The sequence below is a fragment of the Niallia sp. FSL W8-0635 genome, from assembly GCF_038007965.1.
GTDB lineage: Bacteria > Bacillota > Bacilli > Bacillales > Cytobacillaceae > Niallia.
This window is the reverse complement of the sequence record NZ_JBBOYD010000001.1, coordinates 1,689,746-1,713,447: the sequence shown is the minus strand read 5'-3', so window position 1 is coordinate 1,713,447 and position 23,702 is coordinate 1,689,746. Positions and strand designations below refer to the sequence as shown.

Annotated in this window: 22 protein-coding genes and 1 riboswitch; of the genes, 8 read left to right on the top strand and 14 right to left on the bottom strand. The window is 33.4% G+C overall.

All coding sequences use genetic code 11. The features are described 5' to 3' along the window. Window positions 1–308 precede the first annotated feature (308 nt). Both ptsP and NYE52_RS07965 read right to left on the bottom strand, forming a co-directional pair. Window positions 309–2,027, bottom strand: a complete 1,719-nt coding sequence (gene ptsP / locus NYE52_RS07970; protein WP_341192582.1) for a phosphoenolpyruvate--protein phosphotransferase — start codon at window positions 2,025–2,027, stop codon at window positions 309–311. Continuing rightward, window positions 2,027–2,293 (bottom strand): phosphocarrier protein HPr, encoded by a 267-nt coding sequence (locus NYE52_RS07965; RefSeq protein WP_016200927.1) that lies wholly within the window; start codon window positions 2,291–2,293, stop codon window positions 2,027–2,029. The genes ptsP and NYE52_RS07965 overlap by 1 nt, the downstream gene beginning before the upstream one ends. A 668-nt stretch (window positions 2,294–2,961) precedes the next feature. On the opposite strand from NYE52_RS07965, the gene NYE52_RS07960 reads away from it, so the two are divergent. Beyond that, window positions 2,962–3,330, top strand: a complete 369-nt coding sequence (locus tag NYE52_RS07960; RefSeq protein WP_341192581.1) for a PilZ domain-containing protein — start codon at window positions 2,962–2,964, stop codon at window positions 3,328–3,330. 64 nt (window positions 3,331–3,394) lie between these two features. On the opposite strand, the gene NYE52_RS07955 is transcribed toward NYE52_RS07960, so the two are convergent. Beyond that, window positions 3,395–3,589: a hypothetical protein gene (locus NYE52_RS07955; RefSeq protein ID WP_341192580.1), complete on the bottom strand. Its 195-nt coding sequence runs from the start codon at window positions 3,587–3,589 to the stop codon at window positions 3,395–3,397. A 467-nt stretch (window positions 3,590–4,056) separates the two neighbouring features. Between NYE52_RS07955 and NYE52_RS07950 the strand changes: the two genes are divergently transcribed. After that, window positions 4,057–4,230, top strand: a complete 174-nt coding sequence (locus tag NYE52_RS07950) for a YkvS family protein (protein WP_065429081.1) — start codon at window positions 4,057–4,059, stop codon at window positions 4,228–4,230. A 99-nt stretch (window positions 4,231–4,329) separates the two neighbouring features. On the opposite strand, the gene NYE52_RS07945 is transcribed toward NYE52_RS07950, so the two are convergent. Continuing rightward, window positions 4,330–4,434, bottom strand: coding sequence for a DUF6254 family protein (locus NYE52_RS07945; RefSeq protein WP_251627369.1), 105 nt, complete (start codon window positions 4,432–4,434; stop codon window positions 4,330–4,332). Between the two features lie 232 nt (window positions 4,435–4,666). Continuing rightward, window positions 4,667–4,751: riboswitch (glycine riboswitch) on the top strand. Window positions 4,752–4,890: 139 nt separating this feature from the next. Here NYE52_RS07945 and NYE52_RS07940 point away from each other — a divergent pair. Together NYE52_RS07940 and NYE52_RS07935 are read left to right on the top strand one after the other, a co-directional pair. Continuing rightward, window positions 4,891–5,169 carry an ACT domain-containing protein gene (locus NYE52_RS07940; protein WP_341195135.1) on the top strand — a complete coding sequence of 93 codons (279 nt, stop codon included), beginning with the start codon at window positions 4,891–4,893 and terminating at the stop codon, window positions 5,167–5,169. An 18-nt stretch (window positions 5,170–5,187) separates the two neighbouring features. Then, a complete protein-coding gene (locus NYE52_RS07935; RefSeq protein WP_341192579.1) occupies window positions 5,188–6,549 on the top strand; it encodes a PFL family protein in 1,362 nt (453 codons plus the stop codon). A gap of 84 nt (window positions 6,550–6,633) precedes the next feature. Here NYE52_RS07935 and NYE52_RS07930 read toward each other — a convergent pair whose 3' ends face one another. Next, the gene (locus NYE52_RS07930) at window positions 6,634–7,665 is read right to left on the bottom strand and encodes a YkvI family membrane protein (RefSeq protein ID WP_341192578.1); all 1,032 of its coding nucleotides are present in this window, start codon (window positions 7,663–7,665) and stop codon (window positions 6,634–6,636) included. Window positions 7,666–7,896: 231 nt separating this feature from the next. On the opposite strand from NYE52_RS07930, the gene NYE52_RS07925 reads away from it, so the two are divergent. Beyond that, entirely contained in the window at window positions 7,897–10,053 is a 2,157-nt protein-coding gene (locus tag NYE52_RS07925) for an ATP-dependent Clp protease ATP-binding subunit (RefSeq protein ID WP_341192577.1), read from the top strand. Between the two features lie 51 nt (window positions 10,054–10,104). Here NYE52_RS07925 and NYE52_RS07920 read toward each other — a convergent pair whose 3' ends face one another. Both NYE52_RS07920 and NYE52_RS07915 read right to left on the bottom strand, forming a co-directional pair. After that, window positions 10,105–11,799, bottom strand: a complete 1,695-nt coding sequence (locus NYE52_RS07920) for a M3 family oligoendopeptidase (protein WP_341192576.1) — start codon at window positions 11,797–11,799, stop codon at window positions 10,105–10,107. A gap of 186 nt (window positions 11,800–11,985) precedes the next feature. Beyond that, a complete protein-coding gene (locus NYE52_RS07915) occupies window positions 11,986–12,423 on the bottom strand; it encodes a MarR family winged helix-turn-helix transcriptional regulator (protein ID WP_341192575.1) in 438 nt (145 codons plus the stop codon). Window positions 12,424–12,592: 169 nt separating this feature from the next. On the opposite strand from NYE52_RS07915, the gene NYE52_RS07910 reads away from it, so the two are divergent. Beyond that, complete coding sequence (locus NYE52_RS07910; protein WP_341192574.1) at window positions 12,593–14,080, top strand: ATP-binding protein; 1,488 nt, start codon at window positions 12,593–12,595, stop codon at window positions 14,078–14,080. Window positions 14,081–14,307: 227 nt separating this feature from the next. Here the strand turns inward: NYE52_RS07910 and NYE52_RS07905 are convergent, their stop codons facing one another. After that, complete coding sequence (locus NYE52_RS07905; RefSeq protein ID WP_341192573.1) at window positions 14,308–14,577, bottom strand: aspartyl-phosphate phosphatase Spo0E family protein; 270 nt, start codon at window positions 14,575–14,577, stop codon at window positions 14,308–14,310. 350 nt (window positions 14,578–14,927) lie between these two features. After that, entirely contained in the window at window positions 14,928–16,103 is a 1,176-nt protein-coding gene (locus NYE52_RS07900) for a pyridoxal phosphate-dependent aminotransferase (RefSeq protein ID WP_341192572.1), read from the bottom strand. 178 nt (window positions 16,104–16,281) lie between these two features. On the opposite strand from NYE52_RS07900, the gene NYE52_RS07895 reads away from it, so the two are divergent. Next, a complete protein-coding gene (locus tag NYE52_RS07895; RefSeq protein ID WP_341192571.1) occupies window positions 16,282–17,067 on the top strand; it encodes a carbon-nitrogen family hydrolase in 786 nt (261 codons plus the stop codon). Window positions 17,068–17,774: 707 nt separating this feature from the next. Here the strand turns inward: NYE52_RS07895 and NYE52_RS07890 are convergent. After that, on the bottom strand, window positions 17,775–18,347 hold the full coding sequence (locus tag NYE52_RS07890) for a metalloregulator ArsR/SmtB family transcription factor (protein WP_341192570.1): 573 nt from the start codon (window positions 18,345–18,347) through the stop codon (window positions 17,775–17,777). A gap of 186 nt (window positions 18,348–18,533) precedes the next feature. Beyond that, window positions 18,534–20,399 (bottom strand): ATP-binding protein, encoded by a 1,866-nt coding sequence (locus NYE52_RS07885; RefSeq protein WP_341192569.1) that lies wholly within the window; start codon window positions 20,397–20,399, stop codon window positions 18,534–18,536. A 409-nt stretch (window positions 20,400–20,808) separates the two neighbouring features. On the opposite strand from NYE52_RS07885, the gene NYE52_RS07880 reads away from it, so the two are divergent. Further along, window positions 20,809–21,834 (top strand): acyltransferase family protein, encoded by a 1,026-nt coding sequence (locus NYE52_RS07880; protein WP_341192568.1) that lies wholly within the window; start codon window positions 20,809–20,811, stop codon window positions 21,832–21,834. Between the two features lie 46 nt (window positions 21,835–21,880). Here the strand turns inward: NYE52_RS07880 and NYE52_RS07875 are convergent, their stop codons facing one another. The 3 genes from NYE52_RS07875 to NYE52_RS07865 all read right to left on the bottom strand — a co-directional run bounded on the left by NYE52_RS07875 (window position 21,881) and on the right by NYE52_RS07865 (window position 23,678). Continuing rightward, window positions 21,881–22,027, bottom strand: coding sequence for a hypothetical protein (locus NYE52_RS07875; RefSeq protein ID WP_341192567.1), 147 nt, complete (start codon window positions 22,025–22,027; stop codon window positions 21,881–21,883). Then, window positions 22,028–22,186 carry a hypothetical protein gene (locus NYE52_RS07870; RefSeq protein ID WP_312096946.1) on the bottom strand — a complete coding sequence of 53 codons (159 nt, stop codon included), beginning with the start codon at window positions 22,184–22,186 and terminating at the stop codon, window positions 22,028–22,030. It abuts the gene before it with no gap. Window positions 22,187–22,322: 136 nt separating this feature from the next. After that, a complete protein-coding gene (locus tag NYE52_RS07865; RefSeq protein WP_341192566.1) occupies window positions 22,323–23,678 on the bottom strand; it encodes a TrkH family potassium uptake protein in 1,356 nt (451 codons plus the stop codon). Window positions 23,679–23,702 lie beyond the last annotated feature (24 nt).

Below are 23,702 nucleotides of genomic sequence, written 5' to 3'. Positions count from 1 at the left end.
TGTATAACAGAAAATCTCTTTTTAAAACCACTTCCCATTATTTATTCCCAATAAACCTGTCCAAACAAATCGAAACGATTGAATCTTACCGAAGTTTACAAGTGGGATAAAAAATAGATATTTGTATTTTACCTCTTTCCTTTTCTTTTCATGTATGCATTAGCTTATATTTACACACAAAAAACTGACTAGAGATTATTCTAGTCAGTTAAATAAGGGGAAAATGAGAATAGCGTTAAGCTAACTTGTAAAAAGAGCTTATGCTATTTTTATTTATACCCACTATTTTTAAGGATAAACCTATTTTTTTAAGAAAGTTTTGCTGCAGCTTTAACTGCTTCCATAACTTCTTCCGTTGTAGACATTTGCAATGCTTTTTCTGCTAATTCTTCCATTTCTGCTTTAGAAAGGTTTAGAATTTGCGCTCTTGCTTTTAAGATTGATGTAGCACTCATAGAGAATTCATCTAAGCCTAATCCTAATAATAAAGGAATTGCTGTTTCATCTCCTGCCATCTCTCCACACATACCTGCCCATTTGCCTTCTTTGTGCGCGGCATCGATAACCATTTTAACAAGACGTAAAATAGAAGGATTGTATGGTTGGTAAAGGTAAGAAACTCTTTCATTCATACGGTCTGCAGCCATTGTATATTGGATTAAGTCATTTGTACCAATACTGAAGAAGTCAACTTCTTTCGCAAATTGATCTGCAAGAACTGCTGTAGAAGGAATTTCAACCATGATACCTAATTCAATTTTATCTGCAACTTTAACGCCTTCACTTGTTAAGTTAGTTTTCTCTTCTTCTAAAAGAGCTTTTGCAGCACGGAATTCATTCAATGTAGCAATCATCGGGAACATGATTTTTAGATTTCCATATGAGCTTGCACGTAGCAACGCTCTTAATTGCGTACGGAAAATATCTTGCTCTTCTAAGCAAAGACGAATTGCACGGAAACCTAAGAATGGGTTCATTTCTTTTGGAAGATCTAAATATGGTAATTCTTTATCTCCACCAATGTCTAAAGTACGTACAACAACTGGCTTCCCTTTCATGCCTTCAAGAACAGCTTTATAAGATTCAAATTGCTCATCTTCTGTAGGAAGCTGGTCTCTACCCATATATAGGAATTCAGTACGGTATAAACCAACAGCTTCCCCACCGTTATTAATAACACCTTCTAAATCGTTAGGTGTACCAATATTTGCTGCAAGTTCAACATGAACGCCGTCAGAGCTTACTGTTTGTTCATTAACTAACTTAGCCCATTCCGCTTTTTGCTGCTCATATTGCTCTGCTACCTTTTTATAGCTTTCCACTACTTCAGGTGTTGGATTAATATGGATTTCTCCTTTTAATCCGTCAACAATTACTAAATCGCCATTATTAATTTCTTCTGTTGCTTTTTTTGTACCAACAACAGCAGGAATTTCTAAAGAGCGAGCCATGATTGCTGAGTGAGAAGTTCTTCCACCGATATCTGTTGTGAACCCTTTAACAAACTGGCGGTTAAGTTGTGCAGTATCAGATGGTGTTAAATCTTCTGCGACTACCACTACTTCTTCAGAAATCATACTTGGGTTTGCTAAATGTACGCCTAAAAGATGAGACATTACACGCTTTGTAACGTCACGAATGTCAGCAGCTCTTTCTTGCATATATTCATTATCCATCGATTCAAACATTGTAATAAACATATCTGTTGTTTCTTTTAATGCATATTCTGCATTCACTAGGTCCGTTTTAATTTTATCTTCAATAGGTGCAATTAATTCTGGGTCACTTAATACTAATAAATGCGCTTCAAAAATAGCAGCTTTATCCGCACCAAGCTCTGTATGGGCTTTTTCACGAATAGCTTCTAATTCTGATTTCGCTTTTGTTAAAGCTTCTTGAAAACGAGAAATTTCATTTTCTGCATTTTCAACAGTAGTCTTGTCAAAAGAAAGATCTGGTTCAACTAGACGATATGCTTTAGCAATGGCTATTCCACTAGATGCAGCAATTCCCTGTAAAAAACTCATTATTCTGCTAAACCTTCTTTATTTAAAGTTTCTTGTAATCCATTAATTGCTTCTTGCTCGTCGTTACCTTCTGCAATAATTTTAATATCAGCACCTTGAGCGATCCCTAATGACATAACACCCATAATCGATTTAAGATTAACTTTTTTCTCTTTGTATTCTAATTGAATATCTGAATCAAACTTGCTAGCAGCTTGTACTAAAAGAGTTGCTGGTCTAGCATGAATTCCTGTATCTGCAATAACTTTAAATTGTTTTTCTACCATAATAAAATCATTCTCCTTTATAAATTAAGTTATAAGATGTAAACATATAGCTAAACTTTTCAAACTTAAACAACCTTAATATAAACTAACAATTGTTTATCATAAATAATATATAATTTATATATTACAATTGTAAACCGAAAGCTATGTATTTTGTCGAAAAAAATTTACTGTCTATGTACACAAACTTTCTTTACAACCATTTATAGCATCTTCTATTAAGATGAGAACATGTAAAAAAGTGTTCAAAAATAGGCAGGTAATTTAAGTTTTTGAAAAAGACATCTCAAATGAAAGAATAGCATTTCTTTCTTAACTAAACAATCAAAATTTATTAAACGACAAAAAATTGTTAACTTTATGGCGAAATTTAGTACTTTTTATCACTAAAAAAGCATTCTTACTGGAGTTATTTCCTGTTTAGTAAAATTCCCTATTCATTCACTTTTATACCATATATATATCTTGAACAAGTATCTGTAACAAATCCTTCAAACATTCGAATAGAAACGAGTAATTATTTGAATAATATATTGCAATATCTAGTGAAACAAGCTTTAATATTATTGAAAACTTTCAAGTTGAATAGCTGATTTATAAATTACTAAATCCTCATACTTTAATAATATAATATGAAAACAACCTAAAAAGGATAAGGGAGGGGAAATATGCGATACAAACGAAATGAGGCTTTTCGTTATCAATTAAATGATTCTTTAGACGCCGTATTCACACTAAAAGTTGATGAAGACACACTTTCTAGTAAAGGACAGGCCCTTATCTATAATATAAGTCCCAATGGATTAAGATTTCGCACAGAATTTGATTTACCTGTCGGTGATACGCGCTTATTATTGCAGCTTCAATTCACCTTAAATGGACAGGAAATATGTATGCCTGGCCAAATTACTTGGAAGAAAAAACTTGGAAGCCACTTTGAATATGGTTATGAGGGAACTGGAGATAATGAAGCAAAACAGAAGATAATCAATGGCATTAAAGAACTTGCTCGAGAAGAGAATAAAGATGCTCTTTAAAGGGGCAAAAAAAACCTCGCTTTCCTACCTGGTTTACTGGTTTGAAGGCGAGGCTACCTTCTTATTAACTTCTTGGTTCATCCATGTATTTATAAGTAACATCTCCACCAATTTCGGCAATTCCTTTAAAATACTTAAAGTCTTCTCTCTTTACTAATTCTGTTCGAAAAGTGAGAAACTCCTCTTTTTTTACTCGATAGCTTTCCATTTCTTTATTCTTTAACTTGTCTAATATTTCTTCTGCCAATTCCTTATTCATCCAAATCACCCATATTCCTTTCTATCATTTTCAGTCCATATTTTAATTTATTCGGATACTTTAAGCAAAGAATCTACATAATTCTTATTTTTATACTATTTTTTGATAATAATTATGTATATTTTTCCTAATTATGTTATAATATCTTCTAATATTAGAAAAGTACATATTAGTGATAGCCGAAAATTTGGCTTTTTCATTAGACGATCACTTAAACTACTTTCTTTTATATGAAAAATACATAATTTTTTGATAAAACTGTATTTCCCTTTATTTCATCATGTTAGGTAGATATACCTTCCAAAAAAACCTATTTCAAAAAAGTAAATGATACACATTTTATTCGCAGTTTCATAGTATATATATATTAAGATTGCTATACTGCTATTTTTTACGAATAAGTTCTAAGTAGTGCAAACTATAATCAGAATTTATATAAAATTTGGAATGATAAGGAGAGATTGTGAGTGAAAAGAGCTGAGGTTGGAAATATCATTGAATTTAGAGGATTACAAGGAATTGTTGAAAAAGTAAATGAAAATTCGGTAATCGTAGATTTGACTTATATGAATAATTACCGTGATTTAGAATTAGAGCAAAGAACAGTAGTAAACCATAAAAACTATCGTATCATTAAATAAATGTTAAATAGATGAAAAGAAGTCAGATAGGGATTTATCCCTTTTATCGACTTCTTTTTTGTATGCGCTTTATTTAATTTATATATAATAAGGAAGAAACTATTCTTCCGCTAATTCTTTTTTCGTTTTTACTTTTCCATGTGGCTTTTGTTTCTGCTTACGTACAGTCCATTCTCTTTCCTTTTCTCTATGTGCTTTTGACACTTCCCTCACCTCCTCCTTTCCATTTTATAATAAACATTATTTATTTTTTTATCCGCATTCTTCCCTACGAACTTATACCAATTTTACGCTCCCTTTTCTATTCATTAAGATGGACAAGATTCACATCTCCATTAACAAATATTTGATTGACCATACGAAAAAAAACTGTTAACATCACATTATATTTCTTAAATAACTGCATGCTATGAATGTTATGGATCAAACTATAACAGGAGCAGCTTCTGGAGAGACCGTTTTATTTTTGCAAACGGCACCGAAGGATTCACAATCTCAGGTAAAAGGACAGAAGATTAACCAATACATATTAGCTTATCATGTCCTGGTTCTTCTTATCCTTTGAAACAGATTGGTGTATCCAATCTGTTTTTTTCGTACATTCATAAAATAATGCTTTATTTAAGATGCAATCAAAATAGTGAATTATGAGGTGAAATGATGGTTCAACAACGTCGAGCAGTCGTTAGCGTAATTGGAAAAGATCAAATTGGAATTATCAGTAAGGTTACGACAATCCTTTCTAATAATCACATCAATATTCTAGATATCAGTCAAACCATTTTACAAGATTTCTTTACGATGATGATGTTAGTAGATATTACCGATAAAGAAAACTTAGATGACTTAACAAAGCAGTTTAATGAATTAAGCGAGCAACTTCATTTAAAAATAAATATTCAATTAGAAGAAATTTTTCAATCTATGCATCGCGTCTAAGGAAAGAAGGTCGAAAAAATGAAAATTGCATTAAACGAAATGATGGAAACGATTAACATGGTACAGATGGAGAATCTTGATATACGTACTGTTACGATGGGAATCAGTCTCTATGATTGTGCAGATTCGGATTTCCACAAATTAAATGAGGCTGTTTATAAAAAAATAACTACGTATGCAAGCAAATTAACAGAAGTAGCAAATGCTGTTGAAAAGGAATATGGCATTCCAATTATAAACAAACGTATTTCTATTACTCCAATTGCTGAAATCCTCGGAAATAGTACCGTAGAACAAGCAGTAACTTTAGCACAAACATTAGATAAAGCAGCAAAAGATTTAAATGTAGATTTTATCGGTGGTTACTCTGCACTTGTACATAAAGGGATTACTAAAGGAGATCAAACATTGCTTGATGCACTTCCAGAAGCACTTTCTGTCACAGAAAGAGTTTGTGCATCTGTATCTGTCGCAACTACTAGAACAGGTATTAATATGGACGCTGTAAAGCAAATGGGAGAAATCATCAAAAAAGCTGCCGAAAATACAAAGGATCAAAACGGTTTAGCTTGTGCTAAGCTTGTTGTTTTCTGTAATCCAGTTGAGGACAATCCATTTATGGCTGGCGCATTCCATGGTGCTGGCGAAGGAGAAGTTGTAATTAATGTGGGAGTTAGTGGACCAGGAGTCGTTTTAAGTGCTTTAAAAAAATATCCTGAAGCTGATTTAGGAGAAGTATCAGAAATCATCAAAAAGACGACATTTAAAATTACTCGTGCTGGTGAATTAATCGGTCGTGTAGTTGCTGAACGCTTAGATGTTCCATTTGGAATTATGGATTTATCCCTTGCTCCAACAAACGCTATTAATGATAGTGTTGCTGAAATATTAGAAGAAATCGGTTTAGAGCGAGTTGGAACTCATGGCACTATTGCAGCGCTTGCTTTAATGAATGATGCAGTTAAAAAAGGTGGTGCAATGGCAAGTAGTTACGTCGGAGGATTAAGTGGCGCCTTTATTCCAGTCAGTGAAGACAATGGAATGATTAAAGGGATTTTAGACAATAGCTTAACCCTTTCCAAACTAGAAGCAATGACTTGCGTATGCTCTGTTGGCCTTGACATGATTGCACTTACTGGAGAAGCTACACCGGCTACCTTATCTGCAATAATTGCTGATGAAGCAGCCATTGGGATGATTAATAAAAAAACTACCGCTGTCCGTGTCATTCCTGTTCCAGGGAAAAAAGAAGGAGAAATCGTGGAATTCGGTGGACTATTAGGACGAGCACCAGTAATGGGTGTGAATCCATTCAGCTCAGAAAAACTTATTAATCGTGGCGGACGGATTCCTTCCCCTTTACAAGCTTTAATTAACTAACAGAGGTTCAAATAAGACAATAAAGTATCCCTTTTCCTTTACATTCAAAAATAGGTTAAGGGATACTTTATGACTTTTCATCTATTATTTTGGCACAGGCTTAATCCATAAAAACAAGAGAAAAACTAAACTAATATAACCAAATATAGGATATAAAAAAGATAGTAGCGTTCCATACTGTACATAGCTAATCAAGTAGGAAACTAAGATAATCCCGCCGATTAACACCATACTTGGTAATGGAATGAAGCTTCGCAGTTGCCTCTCTAAACCATAGATATTCCCAATTACTGAACTGAAAATTTCTCCATAAATAACTAAAATATAAACCCATGAAAGCTGTGGTGCTAAATGTTTCATTATAGTAGCCATAGGAATGGAATAAAGATAAACATCCTTTAGCATGATAAGGGAGAAATGACTCGATATTAAAATCATCATAAGTGCAATTCCACCTAGTATCCCTCCCCATTTAACGACTTCTTCATCGCCAATTTCAGAGGCTGCAGGTACTAATACCGCTATTGCTAATGCCAAATTTAAGGCAGTATAGGAAAATGGGGAGCTAATCGTTTTCCACGTAATGGTCTCCATTTGAAATATCTCTCCAAAAAAACCTGGCAAAGAAACAGATAGAATAAAGAGAATAAAGCTGAAACTAATCATAATAGGCACAACAAAAGTATTTACGGCAAATAACCCTCTTGTACCTACCATCATAACAAGTAAAGAAAGGACAATTGTAAAAATAACTCCGACTGTTTTATCTAGGCCGAGCTGCTCTTCAAATACAGCACCAGCTCCTGAAAACATCACTGCACAGACCCCTATAAGCATAAGTAATAATAGAAAGTTAATCATCGTTCCTATGACATTACCAAATAAGTAAATAGTAAACTCTTGATAAGAAGTAGCCTTTATTTTAACAGAAATACGCATTAATTTTGCGCCAAAATACGCAAAAATAAACCCACTTAAAAGGATCCCTAGCAAGCCAATAAATCCATATTGTGAAAAAAAGACTACTATTTCTCTACCTGTCGCAAATCCAGCACCGACAACAGTGCCTACATACACTGCCGCAAGCTGGATTGCAGCATACCATTTATTTTTCACACATTTCCCTCCCTACCTAACTATATGTTGAAATGGACAAACAATGACGAGCATTTTCTCCTATTAATAAATAAATTTTTGAAACTAGATCGTTCTCCTTCCCAAGCACCACCCCCAGAAAATTCCATTTGATTTTCCCAAGCAAAAAACTTGAAAGTCAAAAAAGGTCAAAGTATAATCATAATTACAAAAGGTCAATATTAGTCAAATTCAAAAGGAGGATATTTATTTATGAAATGTGAAATCTGCCAACAAAATAGTGCTACAATCAGCCTACGATTTGTATTAAACAATATGGAAAGCACAATGAATATTTGTCATGCTTGCTATCAAAAAGAAAAACATAAAATGACAGCACAAAGTGGCCCAATGTTTTTCCAACCTTCCCCTTTTGACGAGTTATTTCAATCATTTAACCAATCAAATGCATTTGGGGGAGCTAGTGCTTCAAAGGAAGCCCCATTTACTAATAACCATAAAAAAGCTGGTATTCTCGATAAATATGGTAAAAATTTAAATCAAATGGCAAATGCCGGTTTAATAGATCCTGTTATCGGCAGAGAAAATGAAATAGAACGTGTAATTGAAATTCTAAATAGAAGAAATAAAAATAATCCAGTGCTAATCGGGGAACCTGGGGTCGGAAAAACAGCGATAGCAGAAGGATTAGCATTAAAAATTATCGAAGGCAATGTCCCTAAAAAATTGCAAAACAAAGAAATTTACTTGTTGGACGTGGCTTCCCTTGTATCAAACACAGGGATTCGTGGTCAATTTGAAGAAAAAATGAAACAAGTAATTCAAGAAGTACAAGCAAGAAAAAATGTTATTGTCTTTATTGATGAAATCCATCAGCTAGTTGGTGCAGGATCTGCTGAAGGATCCATGGACGCAGGGAATATTTTAAAACCAGCTTTAGCACGTGGAGAACTGCATATCATTGGGGCGACCACTTTAAAGGAATATCGCCAAATTGAAAAAGATGCTGCATTAGAGCGAAGATTCCAGCCAGTACAAGTAAGTGAGCCTTCTGTTGAGGCAACATTATCTATCTTAAATGGAATTAAAGACAAATACGAAAAATTTCATGAAGTAACGTATACAGAAAATGCAATCATAGCGTGTGCTGAGCTATCTCACCGATATATCCAAGATCGATTCTTACCAGATAAGGCGATTGACTTAATGGATGAGGCTGGTTCTAAAATGAATCTTTCTTCTACTTATCAAAATACAGAAGAAATCGAAAGTCGCCTTGCGGTGATAGCTAAAGAAAAAGAACAAGTATTAAAAGAAGAAAATTATGAGAAAGCAGCTCAATTACGCAAGGAAGAACAACAGCTTGAAAAAGCATTAAATGAACCAAACAACGATGATAAGCCACTAGTCGATGTCGCCCTTATCCAGCAATTAATCGAAAAGAAAACAGGTATTCCTGTTGGAAAATTACAGGAAGATGAACAGCAAAAAATGAAGTTTTTAAGTGAGCGCTTAGCAGCAAAAGTAATTGGACAAGAAGAAGCTGTTCGTAAAGTAGCTAAAGCCATTAAACGAAGTAGAGCGGGACTTAAATCCAAAACGAGACCAATTGGTAGCTTCCTATTTGTCGGACCAACTGGTGTTGGGAAAACAGAGCTTACCAAAACACTTGCAGAAGAATTATTCGGTAGCAAGGATAGTATGGTTCGCCTAGACATGAGTGAATACATGGAGAAACATAGTATTAGCAAAATCATTGGTTCTCCTCCAGGCTATGTTGGTCATGAAGAAGCAGGACAACTAACAGAGAAAGTTAGAAGAAATCCATATAGCATTATTCTACTAGATGAAATAGAAAAAGCGCATCCTGATATTCAATCGATTTTCTTGCAAATTTTAGAAGACGGCCGCTTAACAGATAGTCAAGGCCGTACTATTAGCTTTAAAGATTCCGTTATTATTATGACAAGTAATGCAAGTGTCGGCCATAAACATAAAGTCGTGGGCTTTGGAAATAATGATGCGATTGAAGAAAGCAATCTATTACAAACACTAGGAAACTTCTTTAAACCAGAATTCCTTAACCGCTTTGATGCGATTATTGAGTTTAAATCATTGGAAAAAGAACACTTACTACAAATTACGGACTTGTTATTAGATGAGCTTTCTCAAAACCTACAAGAACAACAAATCACTTTACAGATAGCAGTAGCTACAAAAGAGAAAATCGTAGAACTTGGAACACATCCAAGCTTCGGCGCTCGTCCTCTAAGAAGAGTAATACAAGAGCATTTAGAAGACCAACTAGCAGATGTTATTCTTGATGAACCAACTATAAAAGAATTAACAGCAGTTCTAGAGGATGACCAAATTAAAATTAAACCAGTTCAGACTCAGTCTATTTCTTAGTAAATTGATTGTAAAAAAAGAAACGTGGGAATCGTCCCACGTTTTTTTCTTTTATAGTTTTCGATCATCTACAGAACTTAACCATTCATCAATGACTCCAACAACTGATTCCACACAGCCATCTTCAAATGGAGAAATTAGATTAGCCTCTTTCACTAATTCCGTAAACGGCTTGCTTCCGCCTAATTTGCAAAGCTTCACATAATCTGCCCAAGCATCTTCTTGATTCTCTCTTGACCGTTTCCAAAATTGGAATGCACATATTTGCGCTAATGTATAATCAATATAATAGAATGGAGAATTAAAAATATGACCTTGCTTTTGCCAGAAACCACCATTTTCTAAAAACTCATTTCCATCATAGTCAAGATGAGGACTATATTTGTTCTCAATATTTCTCCAAGCTTGCTTTCTTTCTTTTGGCGTAGCTGTCGGATTTTCATATACCCAATGCTGGAATTCATCTACTGACACTCCATAAGGAAGGAACAACAGTGCCGAACTTAAATGGGAAAATTTATATTTCTCTACATCTTCTTTAAAGAATAGCTCCATCCATGGCCATGTAAAGAACTCCATGCTCATGGAATGAATTTCTGCAGCCTCATATGTTGGCCAATAGTATTCCGGAATATCAAACTCACCACTAGAATAAACCTGGAATGCATGACCTGCCTCATGTGTTAATACATCGATATCTCCTGATGTTCCATTGAAGTTAGAAAAAATAAATGGTGCCTTATAATTTTCAATAAAAGTACAGTAGCCGCCTCCAGCTTTTCCTTTTTTAGCAACCAAATCCATTAATTCTGTTTCTCTTAAATAGGAAAAGAATGCTCCTGTTTCTTTTGATAGCTCATCATACATCTTTTGACCATTTTCAACAATCCAAGCTGGACCTCCTTTAGGCGCAGCATTTCCCGTTAAAAATTCAAATGGCTCATCATAATATTTTAAAGAGTCTACCCCTATTCTCTGTTGTTGTCTTTCTTTTAATTTAGTTGTAAGTGGTACGATATGTTCTTTTACTTGGTTTCTGAAGGCCGCAACCATTTCAGCATTATAGTCCGTACGGTACATGCGATGGTATGCTAGCTCGACGAAATTTTCATATCCTAGCTTTTGGGCAATTTCTGTACGAACCTTTACCATATCATCATAGATTCTATCTAACTGCTCTTCATGTTCACTAAAGAAAGCAAAGCGAGCCTCACTCGCAGCCTTTCTAATATCCCGGTCTTTTGACTCTGTAAATGGCTGTAATTGAGCAAGTGTTCTCTCTTCACCATCAAACATAATCTTCGCAGAAGCAACAAGCTTTGTGTATTCTGTTGATAGTTTATTTTCCTGCTGCAGAAGCTCTACTACTTCCTCTGAGAAAACTTTTAATTGCGCTTCCGCTAATGCAAAGAGTTGATGCCCCCATTTTTCTTCCAATTGATTTTTAAATTTGGACTGCACAAGCGCTTCATAATATTTAGTCGTTAGCCCCTCAACTTTAGGAGAGACTTCATCCATATAATCTTGTTCTGCTTGATAAAATTCATCATTCGTATCAACCGAGTGGCGAATATAGCATAAATTAAACATCGTAGAAACATCATTTCTAAGTTCGTTTATTTTCTCAATCGCTGTGATTTGCTGCTGAACATGCTCTGATTTGTTAAAATCTACTAATAATTCATTCATTTTTGCTGAAAATTCATCTATATTTGGTCTTTTGTATGTAAATTCCGAAAACTTCATTTGTATACCCCCTATTTTGTTCATTACCTTATTTGTAAAGGCCAACTTATTTAATTATACATGAAAAATTACAATTCAAATACAAAAAAGCGAATATTCATAATGGAAGATTTCTTTCAAAAATATACTTCGAAATGAAACTTTAAACCATATATGAATACCGCCTTATTAACATTGTGATGTTAATTATTTACCAATAGATAAACCAAGTCGTTTAATCAATCCAATCGCCACATCTTTTTCTTCTGGAGATAATTCCGACATAATTTCATGGATTCTTTGCTCATGATTAGGAAAAATACCTTCAATCAATTGTTTACCATCATCGGTAATTTGAGCGAATGTAACTCTTCGATCCGTTGGACAAGCAATCCTTCTCAAAAATCCTTTTTCCTCCAGTTTATCAACCACATAGGTGATACTTCCACTAGCTAATAAAATTTTCCCACCAATTTGCTGTAACGGCTGATCTCCTTTATGATACAACAATTCAAGAACAGCAAACTCCGTTGGATTCAATCCATTTGCCGTAATTAATTTATTTACATTTTCATTTATTGCTCGATACGCTCGAGACATGACAATATATAATTTTAATGATTGTTCAATATCTTTTTTTTCCATATAAAAACGTCCCTTATTAGTATAATTCAATATCTCGAATTCAAATAGATTATATTATTCCCCATTACTTTTGTCAATTTCAAGGAAAACTCTCCCCTTCATTGAGGTTTGTCTAATTCATGTTATAATGAAGTCTATATATCGGAATTTCGTTATGGAGAATCTATTGATGAAAATAAATACACAAAAAAAGCTATTATATGTTGCAATCGTCGTTATTCCTATCATTATTACTGCAATCCTTTTTTTTAATTATCAAGTTAATAAAGAAGTCGCAAAAAATAAGGCTCATGCAGAATGGGTAGCTTCCATTCATCAGAGACAGTGGGACTCTTATATAAACAAAGTCGTTTCTTCTTTAAATATATTAAGTCTTTCGATTCAAACAAATATTGACACACCAGAAGAAATGGACAATTTACTGAGAAAAGTATTTACAAACGAGCATATTTATGGTGGTTTATTCTTGCTTGATAATAAAGGGAAAACACTTGCTGGGGTAAACGATACCTATGATTCAGTTGATATTTCAGAAGAGGATTACATATTAGAAGTGATTAACTCGAAAGATTTAGTCATTTCTAATAGAGAGGAAGTATTAAGCAACGGCCAGAAAGTTATTGGTATCGCGATGCCAATATTAAGTGAGCATAATCGCCTAGATTCGATTATAACTGCTTATCTGCGTGTTGATTATCTTATTAATATAACGAAAATGTTATCCTCCGAGGAAAATATCGCCATTATGAATGGTCAAAAAGAAACAATCCTCTATATAAACGATGGCGCAACATTAAGCACAAATGTTATTAGTATGCCGATTGACCGTTTACCTTGGACCATTATTGTCGAATTAGAAAAAACAAATATTTGGAACGTCGTAAAATCGAATATTTGGATACTTCTTTTCTTTATTCTAATTTTTCATCTGATATATCTGACCCTAATCCTTTACTATCAAAGGAAAGGGAGAGAAGAAGAAACAAAACAGAATGAAATTCAAAAATTAGAGCTCGTTGGAAATTTAGCAGCTAGTTCTGCACATGAAATTAGGAACCCATTAACAGGAATCAAAGGATTAATCCAATTATTAAGCGAGAAACATCTAGATCAACAAGATCAGCTATACTTTTCCATTATCCAAAAAGAAATTGTACGGATCAATGAAATCGTTAGCCAATTCCTTATTTTAGGGAAGCCTACCGCACAAAAAAAACATAAAATGAATTTAAAATCCATTATCGCAGAACTTGATCCACTTATCATTTCAGAGGCAAATTTATATAATGTAAATTATATTGAAACGATTCCTGAACAAGATATTTTTATCCTTGGAATTGCAGACCAAATGAAACAAGTGCTTTTAAATTTAACCAAAAACGCACTTGAAGCGATGGAAAATGGTGGTCAATTAGAACTTACAGTCCGTACCATTCATTCAAACGTTTTCATTACGATAATTGATAACGGAATAGGCATGTCCAGCCAACAATTAAAGAAAATATTTGAACCTTTTAATACTTCAAAGGAATCTGGAACTGGTTTAGGGCTTGTAGTATGTAAAAGAATCATTGAATCATTCGATGGTGAAATTCAAATATCCAGTAGAGAAAAAAAAGGGACTAGGGTTAATATAATCTTGCCTTTAATGGAATAAAATCTTATCCATTCGCTTCTTATATGTCCATTTTCTTATTAACCTTCGTACCCTGAAGGTTAATAGCTTATGAACGAAAGAAGCGTTTTTCTTTTTCCGATAAAAGTGGACATAAAACAGTAAAACGAGGTGCTAAAAGTTTCAATTAAAGAAGGGCATTGATTTAGATGAGATATTATACAGGTAATCACTGCCATTACCCTTCACCATAATTACTGATATTCTATTTATCTATAGACAACCTGAGAATACTCTTTTCGTTTATATTGACTAGCATTTGACCAAAAAATTCGAGTATTTTTATATTGCCTTTTTATTTGTTTTCTCTTTTCTCGCTCGTAACGAAAAACAAGCTGATATTTATAGATTAATTCATCCAGTTCTTGACTTAATCTTATTGTCTCTTCATCGATTGTCCCACGCTCTTTTGCTGTTTTAATCATTACCTCCCTCTTATCTTGAATTTCAAATAACAATTCTGATTTCTTACAATACACCTTTTTCTTCCTCCTAATCAAATTCCAGTACTTTCAAACAATCATTATTGTTTACTTGATGAATTATTACAATAAAACAAATAAATGTAAATAGATTCGCAATATTAGACATTTTTCTAAAAGAAAATAGGCAAAAAGACTCATCTATTTGTCAGAACACCGCTTCTGTTCGACAAGAATTATAGGGAATTTAGTCGAAATGTACAACCGCTTTAAGCAAACGCTTTCTTTTTGGTCATTATAGCCTATCATTTCCTCTATTAGAGAATAAAAGAAAAGATTCTATATTAAAAAAGGATTAAATAGATAAAAATCTATTCAATCCAAAAGTCTAGTTATCATGTATTCCCTTACTTAAAAATTGGTAGTGTACTTAATCTTTCCACTGCCTCTTGTAATCTCTCTTCTTCCGTTAATAATCCAACTCGGACATATCCCTCTCCAAATTTTCCAAATCCTGATCCCGGAGCCATAGCAATATGTACTGTCTCTAATAAATAATCACTAAATTCTTGTGAGGTAAACCCATCTGGTACTTTCAACCAAGCAAAGAATGAACCATCAGGCGCATTAACTTCCCACCCAATTTCGTTGAGTCCTTTTATTAATACATTTCGTCTCTTTTCATAAAGCTCATTCATCCTTTTAACACTCTCTTGAGCTTCTGTTAATGCCGTGTAGGCAGCTTCTTGTATAGCTCCAAATAAACTTACATACAAATGGTCTTGATAAAGATTAATAGCAGAAATGACACTACTATTTCCAACCGCAAATGCTACTCTCCAGCCTGCCATATTAAACGTCTTTGATAAAGTATAAATTTCAACACCAATATCCTTTGCCCCTTCTACTTGAAGAAAACTAATCGGTTTCTTTCCATCAAAGCCAATCGCTCCATAAGCAAAATCATGAACAACACATATGTCATGCTGTTTGCTTAAAGAAACTGTTTCAGCAAAGAATTCCCTTGTCGCAATTGCCCCTGTTGGATTATTCGGATAATTCAAAAACATTAACTTCGCTCTCTCTAAATCTGTTTCTTCTATATCATTATAGTTTGGTAAAAAGCTATTCTCTTCTCGTAATGGCATCATGACTGTTTCAGCTTGTGCTAAAGCAATCCCAGATAAATAGTCGGGATACCCTGGATCAGGAACCATTACCGTTTCACCTGGATTCAATAAGCATAACGGTATTTCTACAAGACCTGCCTTCCCACCGAATAAAATAGCTACCTCTGTTTCAGGATCTAAATCTACCTTATATTCTCGTTTGTAAAATTGAGAAATGGCCTCCTTTAAATGTGGATATCCTCTAAAAGGAGAATACTTATGATTTTTCGGCTGTTCAGCTGCCACTTGCAAGCTCTGAATAATATTAGAAGGAGTCGGTTGATCTGGATTACCTTGTCCTAAATTAATCACATCATAGCCTTTTTCAATATAGCGATTGACCTTCGTAACTAAGGAAGCAAAAAACTGTTCTGGCAAATTTTTTAATAACCGAGACTGTTCATATGTCTTCATGTACTTCACACCTTCTTTAAACGTTAAAAATATTATTATTACTTTAATCATGAACTTACAAAATAATCGTTTAATAATTCGCTTTTTTATGATATAACCAAATTACCATAATAATTGGATTTTTTTGTTGATTATCATTATATAGGAAAATAACAAAGATGAATAGAGGTGTTAGCTTATGAAATTACGAATTAGTTTGATTCAGATGGATATTGCATTTGGTAAACCGGAGGATAATTTTAAGCAAGTAGAAGAAAAAATTACTGCTGCATGCAAAGAAAACTGTGATATCGTTGTATTGCCTGAGCTTTGGTCAACTGGCTATGACTTAACAAGACTTCTTACAATCGCTGATAATGATGCAAAGAAGACAATCTCCTTTTTAAAAAATTTAGCAATAAAACATCATGTATCTATTGTTGGTGGTTCTATCGCAAATAAGAAAGAAAACGGCATTTATAACACCCTGATTGTTATAGATCATTCTGGAAACATCATCCACACTTATGACAAACTTCATCTTTTTCAGTTAATGGATGAACATTTATATTTAAAAAGCGGTAACTCAAATGGCCTATTCTCATTAGAGGATAGAACTTTTGCTAGCATGATATGCTATGACATTCGTTTTCCTGAATGGATAAGAGCCCACACAACGAAAGGGGCAGAAGCAATATTTGTAGTTGCCGAATGGCCAAAGCCTCGATTAGCACACTGGAAAAGTCTACTGATTGCTCGAGCTATTGAAAATCAATGCTATGTCATTGCTTGTAATCGTGTTGGAGCAGATCCGGATAATGTCTTTGCAGGCCATAGTATGATTATTGATCCTTGGGGAGAAATTCTTGCAGAAGCTGGCGAAAATGAAGAAATACTAACAGCACCTATTGATTTAAATAAAGTCACAGAAGTTCGCAAAACAATCCCTATTTTTGCTGATCGTAAACCAGAATTTTATCAATGATTTTATCTTTATAAACATACTGGGACAAAACTAAATAGCCACTCTGTAAAGACGAACAATCTTTAATTTAGCTCTTAAATAAAGGCTAGTTTTTGATACTAGTTACTTATGATTTTAAATATACTCAAGTGTAAAAAAACAATTCGTTCCATTGCGCTACAGACACTCGCTTTCCGCGGGGAGGAAGCTGAGCCTCCTCGCTGCGCTGCGGGGTCTCAGCCTTTCCTCTACTTCCCGCAGGAGTCGAGTGTCTTCCGCTCCATTTCACTCCATTTTTAAAGCTTATTTCCTAAAAAACATTGTTTTTTCAATAAAAAATAAATTAGTAGGAAATATGGAGCAGCCTGAATACACGTAGACTCCTGTGGGATTAGCGAGACAGCCTGAGACCCTGCAGGCCAAAGGCCGAAGCGGCTCAGCGCGAGCCCCACGGAAAGCGGAGTGTATTCAGGCTGCGGGTGATAACAACTGAGTCAACTTTTTTACAAGTTAATTAAAAAGCCAAACAATCGTACGAAATTTCGTGTAATCGTTTGGCTTTAACTTGGGCTGGAATACTTTTGTCTCTTTCAGTTTGTCGACAAAAGATTTTTAATAAGTTAAATTTAAATTTTATACGTTGCTTGGAGCGAAAGGGGTATAAATAAATATATTATATAAAAACGTCTGTCTCTAAAATTGGGGAGTTTGTCTACAGTCCTTTTCCCTTACTTTGCCCACATTTCCTCTGGATTTAGTTCATATATATTATTTTCTCTATACATAAAATGATTGATGATAAATTCTCTTCTAATCGTGGCATAATCATCGAAATATTGTTTTATATGTTCATTTATTTCTTTTTCTTCATATTTTCTACCAAACACTAACCCTTTCAGCATGTATTTAAATACAATTAATTTTTTCTTTCTTTGAGAAGGAATATTTTTAAGTCTCCCCTCTGCGGTAAAGAAGTTTTCAATTATTTTTGCTTGTTCCCCATCGTTGACATTCATTACACTCGCCTCCATTCCAATTGCAAGTTTTTGTAAAGACTCCGTTTGTTGCAAAATAACGGATTTGTTTAAATAAAAATAAATCGTATTCTTATCTCTTCTGTCATAAACGATATTTATTTCACGCATTTTCTTTAAATGATGGGTAATCGTAGGAGCAGATAAGCCAAGTTTATCTGCTAACGCTTGCCCATTCCACGGTTTATTTGCTAATAAAGAAATAATTCTTATTCTTGTGGGATCACCCATTGTTTTATAAAAAGCAACCAGTTTATCTAATTGCATGGAAGCACCTACTTTTATGATTATCTAATTAGATGATAATAAAAGTAGGTAATTGTGTCAAGGAACAACCTAATCTTTTATTAAAAGAATGCGGTTGTCATAATCACTACTTTTCCAATTACTTTCCTTCCACAAAAAAAGACCTAGTTGCATGAACGGGGCCTTTAGTAATAAAACTTTAGTCTATTATGTCTTTTTTATTGGTAGTAGAAGGTGAAAAGTCGTACCTTTTCCTAGTTCCGACTCAACCATTACTTTCCCTTTATGATCTTCCATTATTTGATAAGAAACTAATAAACCTAAACCGGTCCCTTTTTCTTTTGTTGTATAAAAAGGTTCACCAATTCTTGCAAGCTTTTCTTTACTCATTCCCTTGCCATTATCCCGTATTGCTATATGAAAGTAATCATCTTTTGGTTCAATTGAAACCTCAATTTCCCCACCATCTTCTAATACCTCGATAGCATTTTTTATAATATTAATAAATACTTTTTTCATTTGATTTGGTTCACAGTAACTCATTGGAATTTCTTTATCATATCTTTTTATAAATTGAACATTTTGTAATACGGCTTGAGCATGAAGCAATTCCATCGTTTCATTCATTATTTGTCTTAAATCTATTTGTACATATTTCACAGCCTGTGGTTTAGCTAGCAATAAAAATTCATTAATGATCGATTCAATTCTTATCAACTCTGATTTTATTACCGAAAAATACATCTCATTTTCTTCAGAAGACACATCTGTTTCTAACAATTGAATAAATCCTTTTAAAGCTGTCATCGGATTACGAATCTCATGAGCTATTCCTGCTGCCAATTCTCCAACAACATTTAATGTAGATGATTTCCTTAACTGTTCTTCCAATACGGCATTTTCTGTAATATCGCGTAGTGTCGTAATACTTAATCCTGAATAGATATTAAATTTATTTCTATATTCAATCTGTGTATATTCTCGTTTATGGGGAAATTTCACGGTATAGAGTCCTCGATTTTGCCCCTCTTCTTTGACATTTAATAACTTAGGCTTTATATCTTCTCCAATTGATTTTGCCGAAGGAAGAATTGATAATAAATCTAAACCGATTAAACTCTCTTTATTTTTGCTTAGTAAACGTTCCGCTGCTTTATTCATATCAATAATTTTAAAAGTCTGATCCCAAATGATAATACCGTCAAATACTTCTTCGAAAATATTCTCAAACATCGCCTTACTTTCTCTTAATTCCTCTTCCATTTTATAACGTTCCGTTACATTGCGGAAAATACTCATATTTAAGCCTTCTACAGAATGAAGCTTTGTTGTAAATTCTAGGATTTTTTTCTGTCCATTTGGCATCAAAAACATCAATTCTTCTCTATTTTCCTTTTGATAATAGAGATTCATGACTATTTCTGCATAACGCTTATCTTTTTTATAAATATAGTCACTAATTTTTGATGACAGCAGCTGTTTTTCGGTGCTTTCAAAAATTTTAAGTGCGGAGGCGTTAGCAGCAATAATTTGTCCTGTTTCTTTCCATAGCACAATCCCATCAAGCGCTTCTGTAAAAAATTCATTATAAAGAATTTGTGTCTCTTCTTTCTCTCTTTCTTTTTCTATTACTTCTGTTTTATTTTCAATGATTGACACAAATCCCATTTCATATGGCAATCGACTTGTCTGGGTTTCAAAATAATTTAATTTATTATTAACTGTTAAAGGCAATATACTACGGGCTAGACCAGATATATTTTTCACATTATTTATATATTTTCTAACCTTAGAACGTTCCTCTTGTTGAAGAAAGTGCGTAATATTTCTACCAATAACTTGATCAACTTTCAAGTTAAAGTTATCACAAAGACATGTATTAATATCTCGAATAACTCCATTTTCATCAAATATAATAATTCCTACATTTATTGTCTGGAAAGCAATTAATCTCCTATCCCATATACGATCCTTTTCCTGCAGCTCTTTTCTCAGAAGTGTATTCTCTTTTTCCACTTCACTAAGTTTCTTTTGTAATTGTCGATATTCTTCTGAATAGGACGTACGATCCATCTTAGTGGTTACCCCCCCTTACAAACGTAGTGTTTACATTATTCTACATATTTCTTGAATTTCCTCTTACCTTCTGAAAAATAACATGAAATTAGCGAATTTTTTGTAAATAGAAGAAAAAGAAGCTTTCTATTAAGGGGATACCACCTATTTCCCTGACTTTCTTCTTTATCCCTCCAGCTCCTATCATTTCAAAAATACTCCAACATATTCTTAAAGAATTTTAAAGGTTTCCCTGTTATTATAGATAAGGATTTTCTTTCTTACTATTTCGCCCGTTCATTTCAATTTTGTAATAAATATAAGTTATTTAGTTAACAGATTAACTACATGTGATTAAAACTAGCGAATTTGTGTTATATATAATTAGTGAAATTGGTGATATTTCCATTCACGAAAGGATGAGTTTATGAAACAACGGGATTACTACTTTGATAATGCAAAATTTATTTTGATCTTTTTCGTTGTCTTCGGTCATTTTATCCAATCATTCATAAATGACAATCAAAATATCTATACGTTATATAAAGTAATTTACACTTTTCATATGCCTGCATTTATTTTAATTTCTGGATTTTTTGCTAAGGGGATTGCAGAAAAGGGGTATATAAAAAAATATGCAAAAAAACTAATCATTCCTTATCTTATCTTTCAGCTAGTATACAGCATTTTTTATTATTTTCTTTATGGAAAGTCCACTTTTGCGATTGAACCGTTGACACCACATTGGTCGCTATGGTTTTTAATTAGTTTGTTTTTTTGGAATATCTTTTTATTAGCATTTGCGAAATTAAAGCCGATACAGGGAATTATCCTGTCGCTTCTATTAGGACTCGCAATAGGTATGGTTGATTGGACTTCAACTTATTTAAGCTTAACACGAACTTTCGTATTCTTTCCTTTATTTTTAATAGGATTTTATATGAAAAAGGAACATTTCTCTTTTGTAAAAACAAAAAATGCAAGGATAATGGCTATTATCATTTTTACCCTTGTATTTATTGGCTTTCATTTCTTTCCATCTATTAATTATCAGTGGTTGTTTGGCTCTAAATCCTATGAGGCATTAGGAGAAGGGTACTTTATAGGAATGGCAATCAGGTTATTTTTCTACGTATTAAGCTTTCTGATGATTTTTTGTTTTTTCGCTTGTGTACCGAAAAAGGAGTATTTCTTCACTAAATTCGGCAAATCGACGTTATATGTTTATTTATTGCATGGCTTCTTTATCCGTCTTTTTAGACAAAGTGATTTACCAGATATATTTGAATCTCCAAGATCGTACGTGATGATAGTAATTGTATCTTTCTTAATCACGGTACTGCTGTCAAGCAATATAATCATTTCTTTAACACAGCCAATTATTGAATTAAGAAGCTCAAAATTGAAACAACTGCTTACAAGAGTTCAACGTACACTTCAAACAGATAGATAAAGAATCTTCCCATCAGCAAGACTAATTCACTGATGGGAAGATTTTTTTATTTTCGTTTAGCTTTCCCTTTTACTTTTTCCTTCGTTAATGCTTCTGTATCATAGAATTTGCTTGCATTAACATCACCGAATTCTTGACCAAATTCTACATTTGAGTTTTCTTTCTGGATAAGTTTTTTACCTTTTTTCGGCATTTACTGTCCCTCTCTTCCATGCTTCGAATTTCTGTTAGCACCTTTGATTGGGTTTTCTCCCCTGCTAAACTCAGCAGAAAATTCTGTCTCCTGTGTATTTTTCTTAGGAGTTTTGCTATATTTTTCTACACTATTAAATTCAGCCTTTCGCTTAGCCACTTTAGTCATCTCTCCTTTCGCCATTACATTATTATTATCCGCAAGCGATAGAAAGATATGCTTCCCTACATTTGTTAAATAGAATAAAAAATAGAGCTGACTATGTGCAACTCCATTTTTTTATCTTTTTATTATATTATCCAATAATTATTCGTTCCTTAGGATAGTGGAAATTATCTTTTTTCTCTTTCCCACCGATAATATAGATGAAAGAAGTCAATCCAATTCTTCCAATAAACATCAACAACATAATCACACACTTACCAAAGTTAGATAATTCTGGCGTTAATCCTAATGAAAGCCCGGTCGTACCAAAAGCAGAACAAACTTCAAAAAGAATTGCAATGAGTGAGGCATTTTCTGATATAGACAGAGCAATAACAGCAACAAGACAAATTCCAGTCGCAAATATTGTTACTACTAACGACTTTATTATATCCTCTTCATAGATTTCTCTTTTAAATATCTTTATATGCTTGTTTCCATTTGCATAATGATAAATAAATAATATATTTAATGCAAAGGTTGTCGTTCGTATCCCACCACCAACAGAACTTGGAGATGCACCGATAAACATTAGCAAACAAAAAATAAGCAATGTCGTAATCGAATATTCATTTATATCCATTGTTGCTAAACCACCACTTCTCGTAGAGGTAGAATGAAAAAATGCATTAAAGAATATCTGATGCCAGCTCATTCCTGCATAATAATTGCCCCATTCTAAAACAATAATCATAATTGTTCCGAATAATAAAAGAAACCCAAACGTAATTGTCGTTAGCTTTGTAAATAAAGAAAACTTAAGATGCATATTTCCAGCTTTCGGGAAAAGATAATTTTTCCCTTCAATTAATACAGGAAATCCAATTGCTCCTAATGTAATGAGGATAATATTGACAAGTTGTACAAAATAATCATCCTTAAATGGCGTAAGGGATTGACCGGTTAAATCTAATCCTCCATTTGTAGTTGCACTAACAGATGCAAAGGTTCCATGTAAAATTGATTCCTGCCAAGTGGGATAATAATTATGAAATTGTAAAGTAAGAATAATAGCTCCAACCACTTCAATGATAAGTATAATTTTAAAAATTTCTCTAATTAAATTTACAAGTCCTGAAAGATTAGACTGATTATGGTCGATCATGATAAGCTGTCTTTCTCTTAAGCCTATTTTCCTGCGAAAAATCATCCAGAAAAATGTTCCAATTGCCATTACGCCAATTCCACCAAATTGTAATACAAGCATTAAAATGATAATTCCAAATGTGCTATATGTTTCAGCGATATTAATTACCGTTAGTCCCGTTACACTTACTGCAGTGACAGCAGTGAACAATGTATCCATAAACGAAACCGTTATTCCTTCCTTATGTACTCCTGGTAAACTAAGTAATAGAACAGAAATGCTAACCGCTAAAATATAATAGCTGGTTATCATTTGTGCAGGAGTCAGATTTTGAAGGACTAACTTAAACTTCTTGCCCATGAAAAAACAATTCCTTTCTTCAAA

Coding starts and splice junctions, on each gene's coding strand:
- NYE52_RS07925 (WP_341192577.1), top strand. CDS start 7,897: ATGAAATGTGAAATCTGCCAACAAAATAGTGCTACAATCAGCCTACGA.
- ptsP (WP_341192582.1), bottom strand. CDS start 2,027: ATGAGTTTTTTACAGGGAATTGCTGCATCTAGTGGAATAGCCATTGCT.
- NYE52_RS07880 (WP_341192568.1), top strand. CDS start 20,809: ATGAAACAACGGGATTACTACTTTGATAATGCAAAATTTATTTTGATC.
- NYE52_RS07890 (WP_341192570.1), bottom strand. CDS start 18,347: ATGCAATTAGATAAACTGGTTGCTTTTTATAAAACAATGGGTGATCCC.
- NYE52_RS07940 (WP_341195135.1), top strand. CDS start 4,891: ATGGTTCAACAACGTCGAGCAGTCGTTAGCGTAATTGGAAAAGATCAA.
- NYE52_RS07895 (WP_341192571.1), top strand. CDS start 16,282: ATGAAATTACGAATTAGTTTGATTCAGATGGATATTGCATTTGGTAAA.
- NYE52_RS07955 (WP_341192580.1), bottom strand. CDS start 3,589: ATGAATAAGGAATTGGCAGAAGAAATATTAGACAAGTTAAAGAATAAA.
- NYE52_RS07965 (WP_016200927.1), bottom strand. CDS start 2,293: ATGGTAGAAAAACAATTTAAAGTTATTGCAGATACAGGAATTCATGCT.
- NYE52_RS07910 (WP_341192574.1), top strand. CDS start 12,593: ATGAAAATAAATACACAAAAAAAGCTATTATATGTTGCAATCGTCGTT.
- NYE52_RS07915 (WP_341192575.1), bottom strand. CDS start 12,423: ATGGAAAAAAAAGATATTGAACAATCATTAAAATTATATATTGTCATG.
- NYE52_RS07935 (WP_341192579.1), top strand. CDS start 5,188: ATGAAAATTGCATTAAACGAAATGATGGAAACGATTAACATGGTACAG.
- NYE52_RS07865 (WP_341192566.1), bottom strand. CDS start 23,678: ATGGGCAAGAAGTTTAAGTTAGTCCTTCAAAATCTGACTCCTGCACAA.
- NYE52_RS07900 (WP_341192572.1), bottom strand. CDS start 16,103: ATGAAGACATATGAACAGTCTCGGTTATTAAAAAATTTGCCAGAACAG.
- NYE52_RS07960 (WP_341192581.1), top strand. CDS start 2,962: ATGCGATACAAACGAAATGAGGCTTTTCGTTATCAATTAAATGATTCT.
- NYE52_RS07920 (WP_341192576.1), bottom strand. CDS start 11,799: ATGAAGTTTTCGGAATTTACATACAAAAGACCAAATATAGATGAATTT.
- NYE52_RS07875 (WP_341192567.1), bottom strand. CDS start 22,027: ATGCCGAAAAAAGGTAAAAAACTTATCCAGAAAGAAAACTCAAATGTA.
- NYE52_RS07885 (WP_341192569.1), bottom strand. CDS start 20,399: ATGGATCGTACGTCCTATTCAGAAGAATATCGACAATTACAAAAGAAA.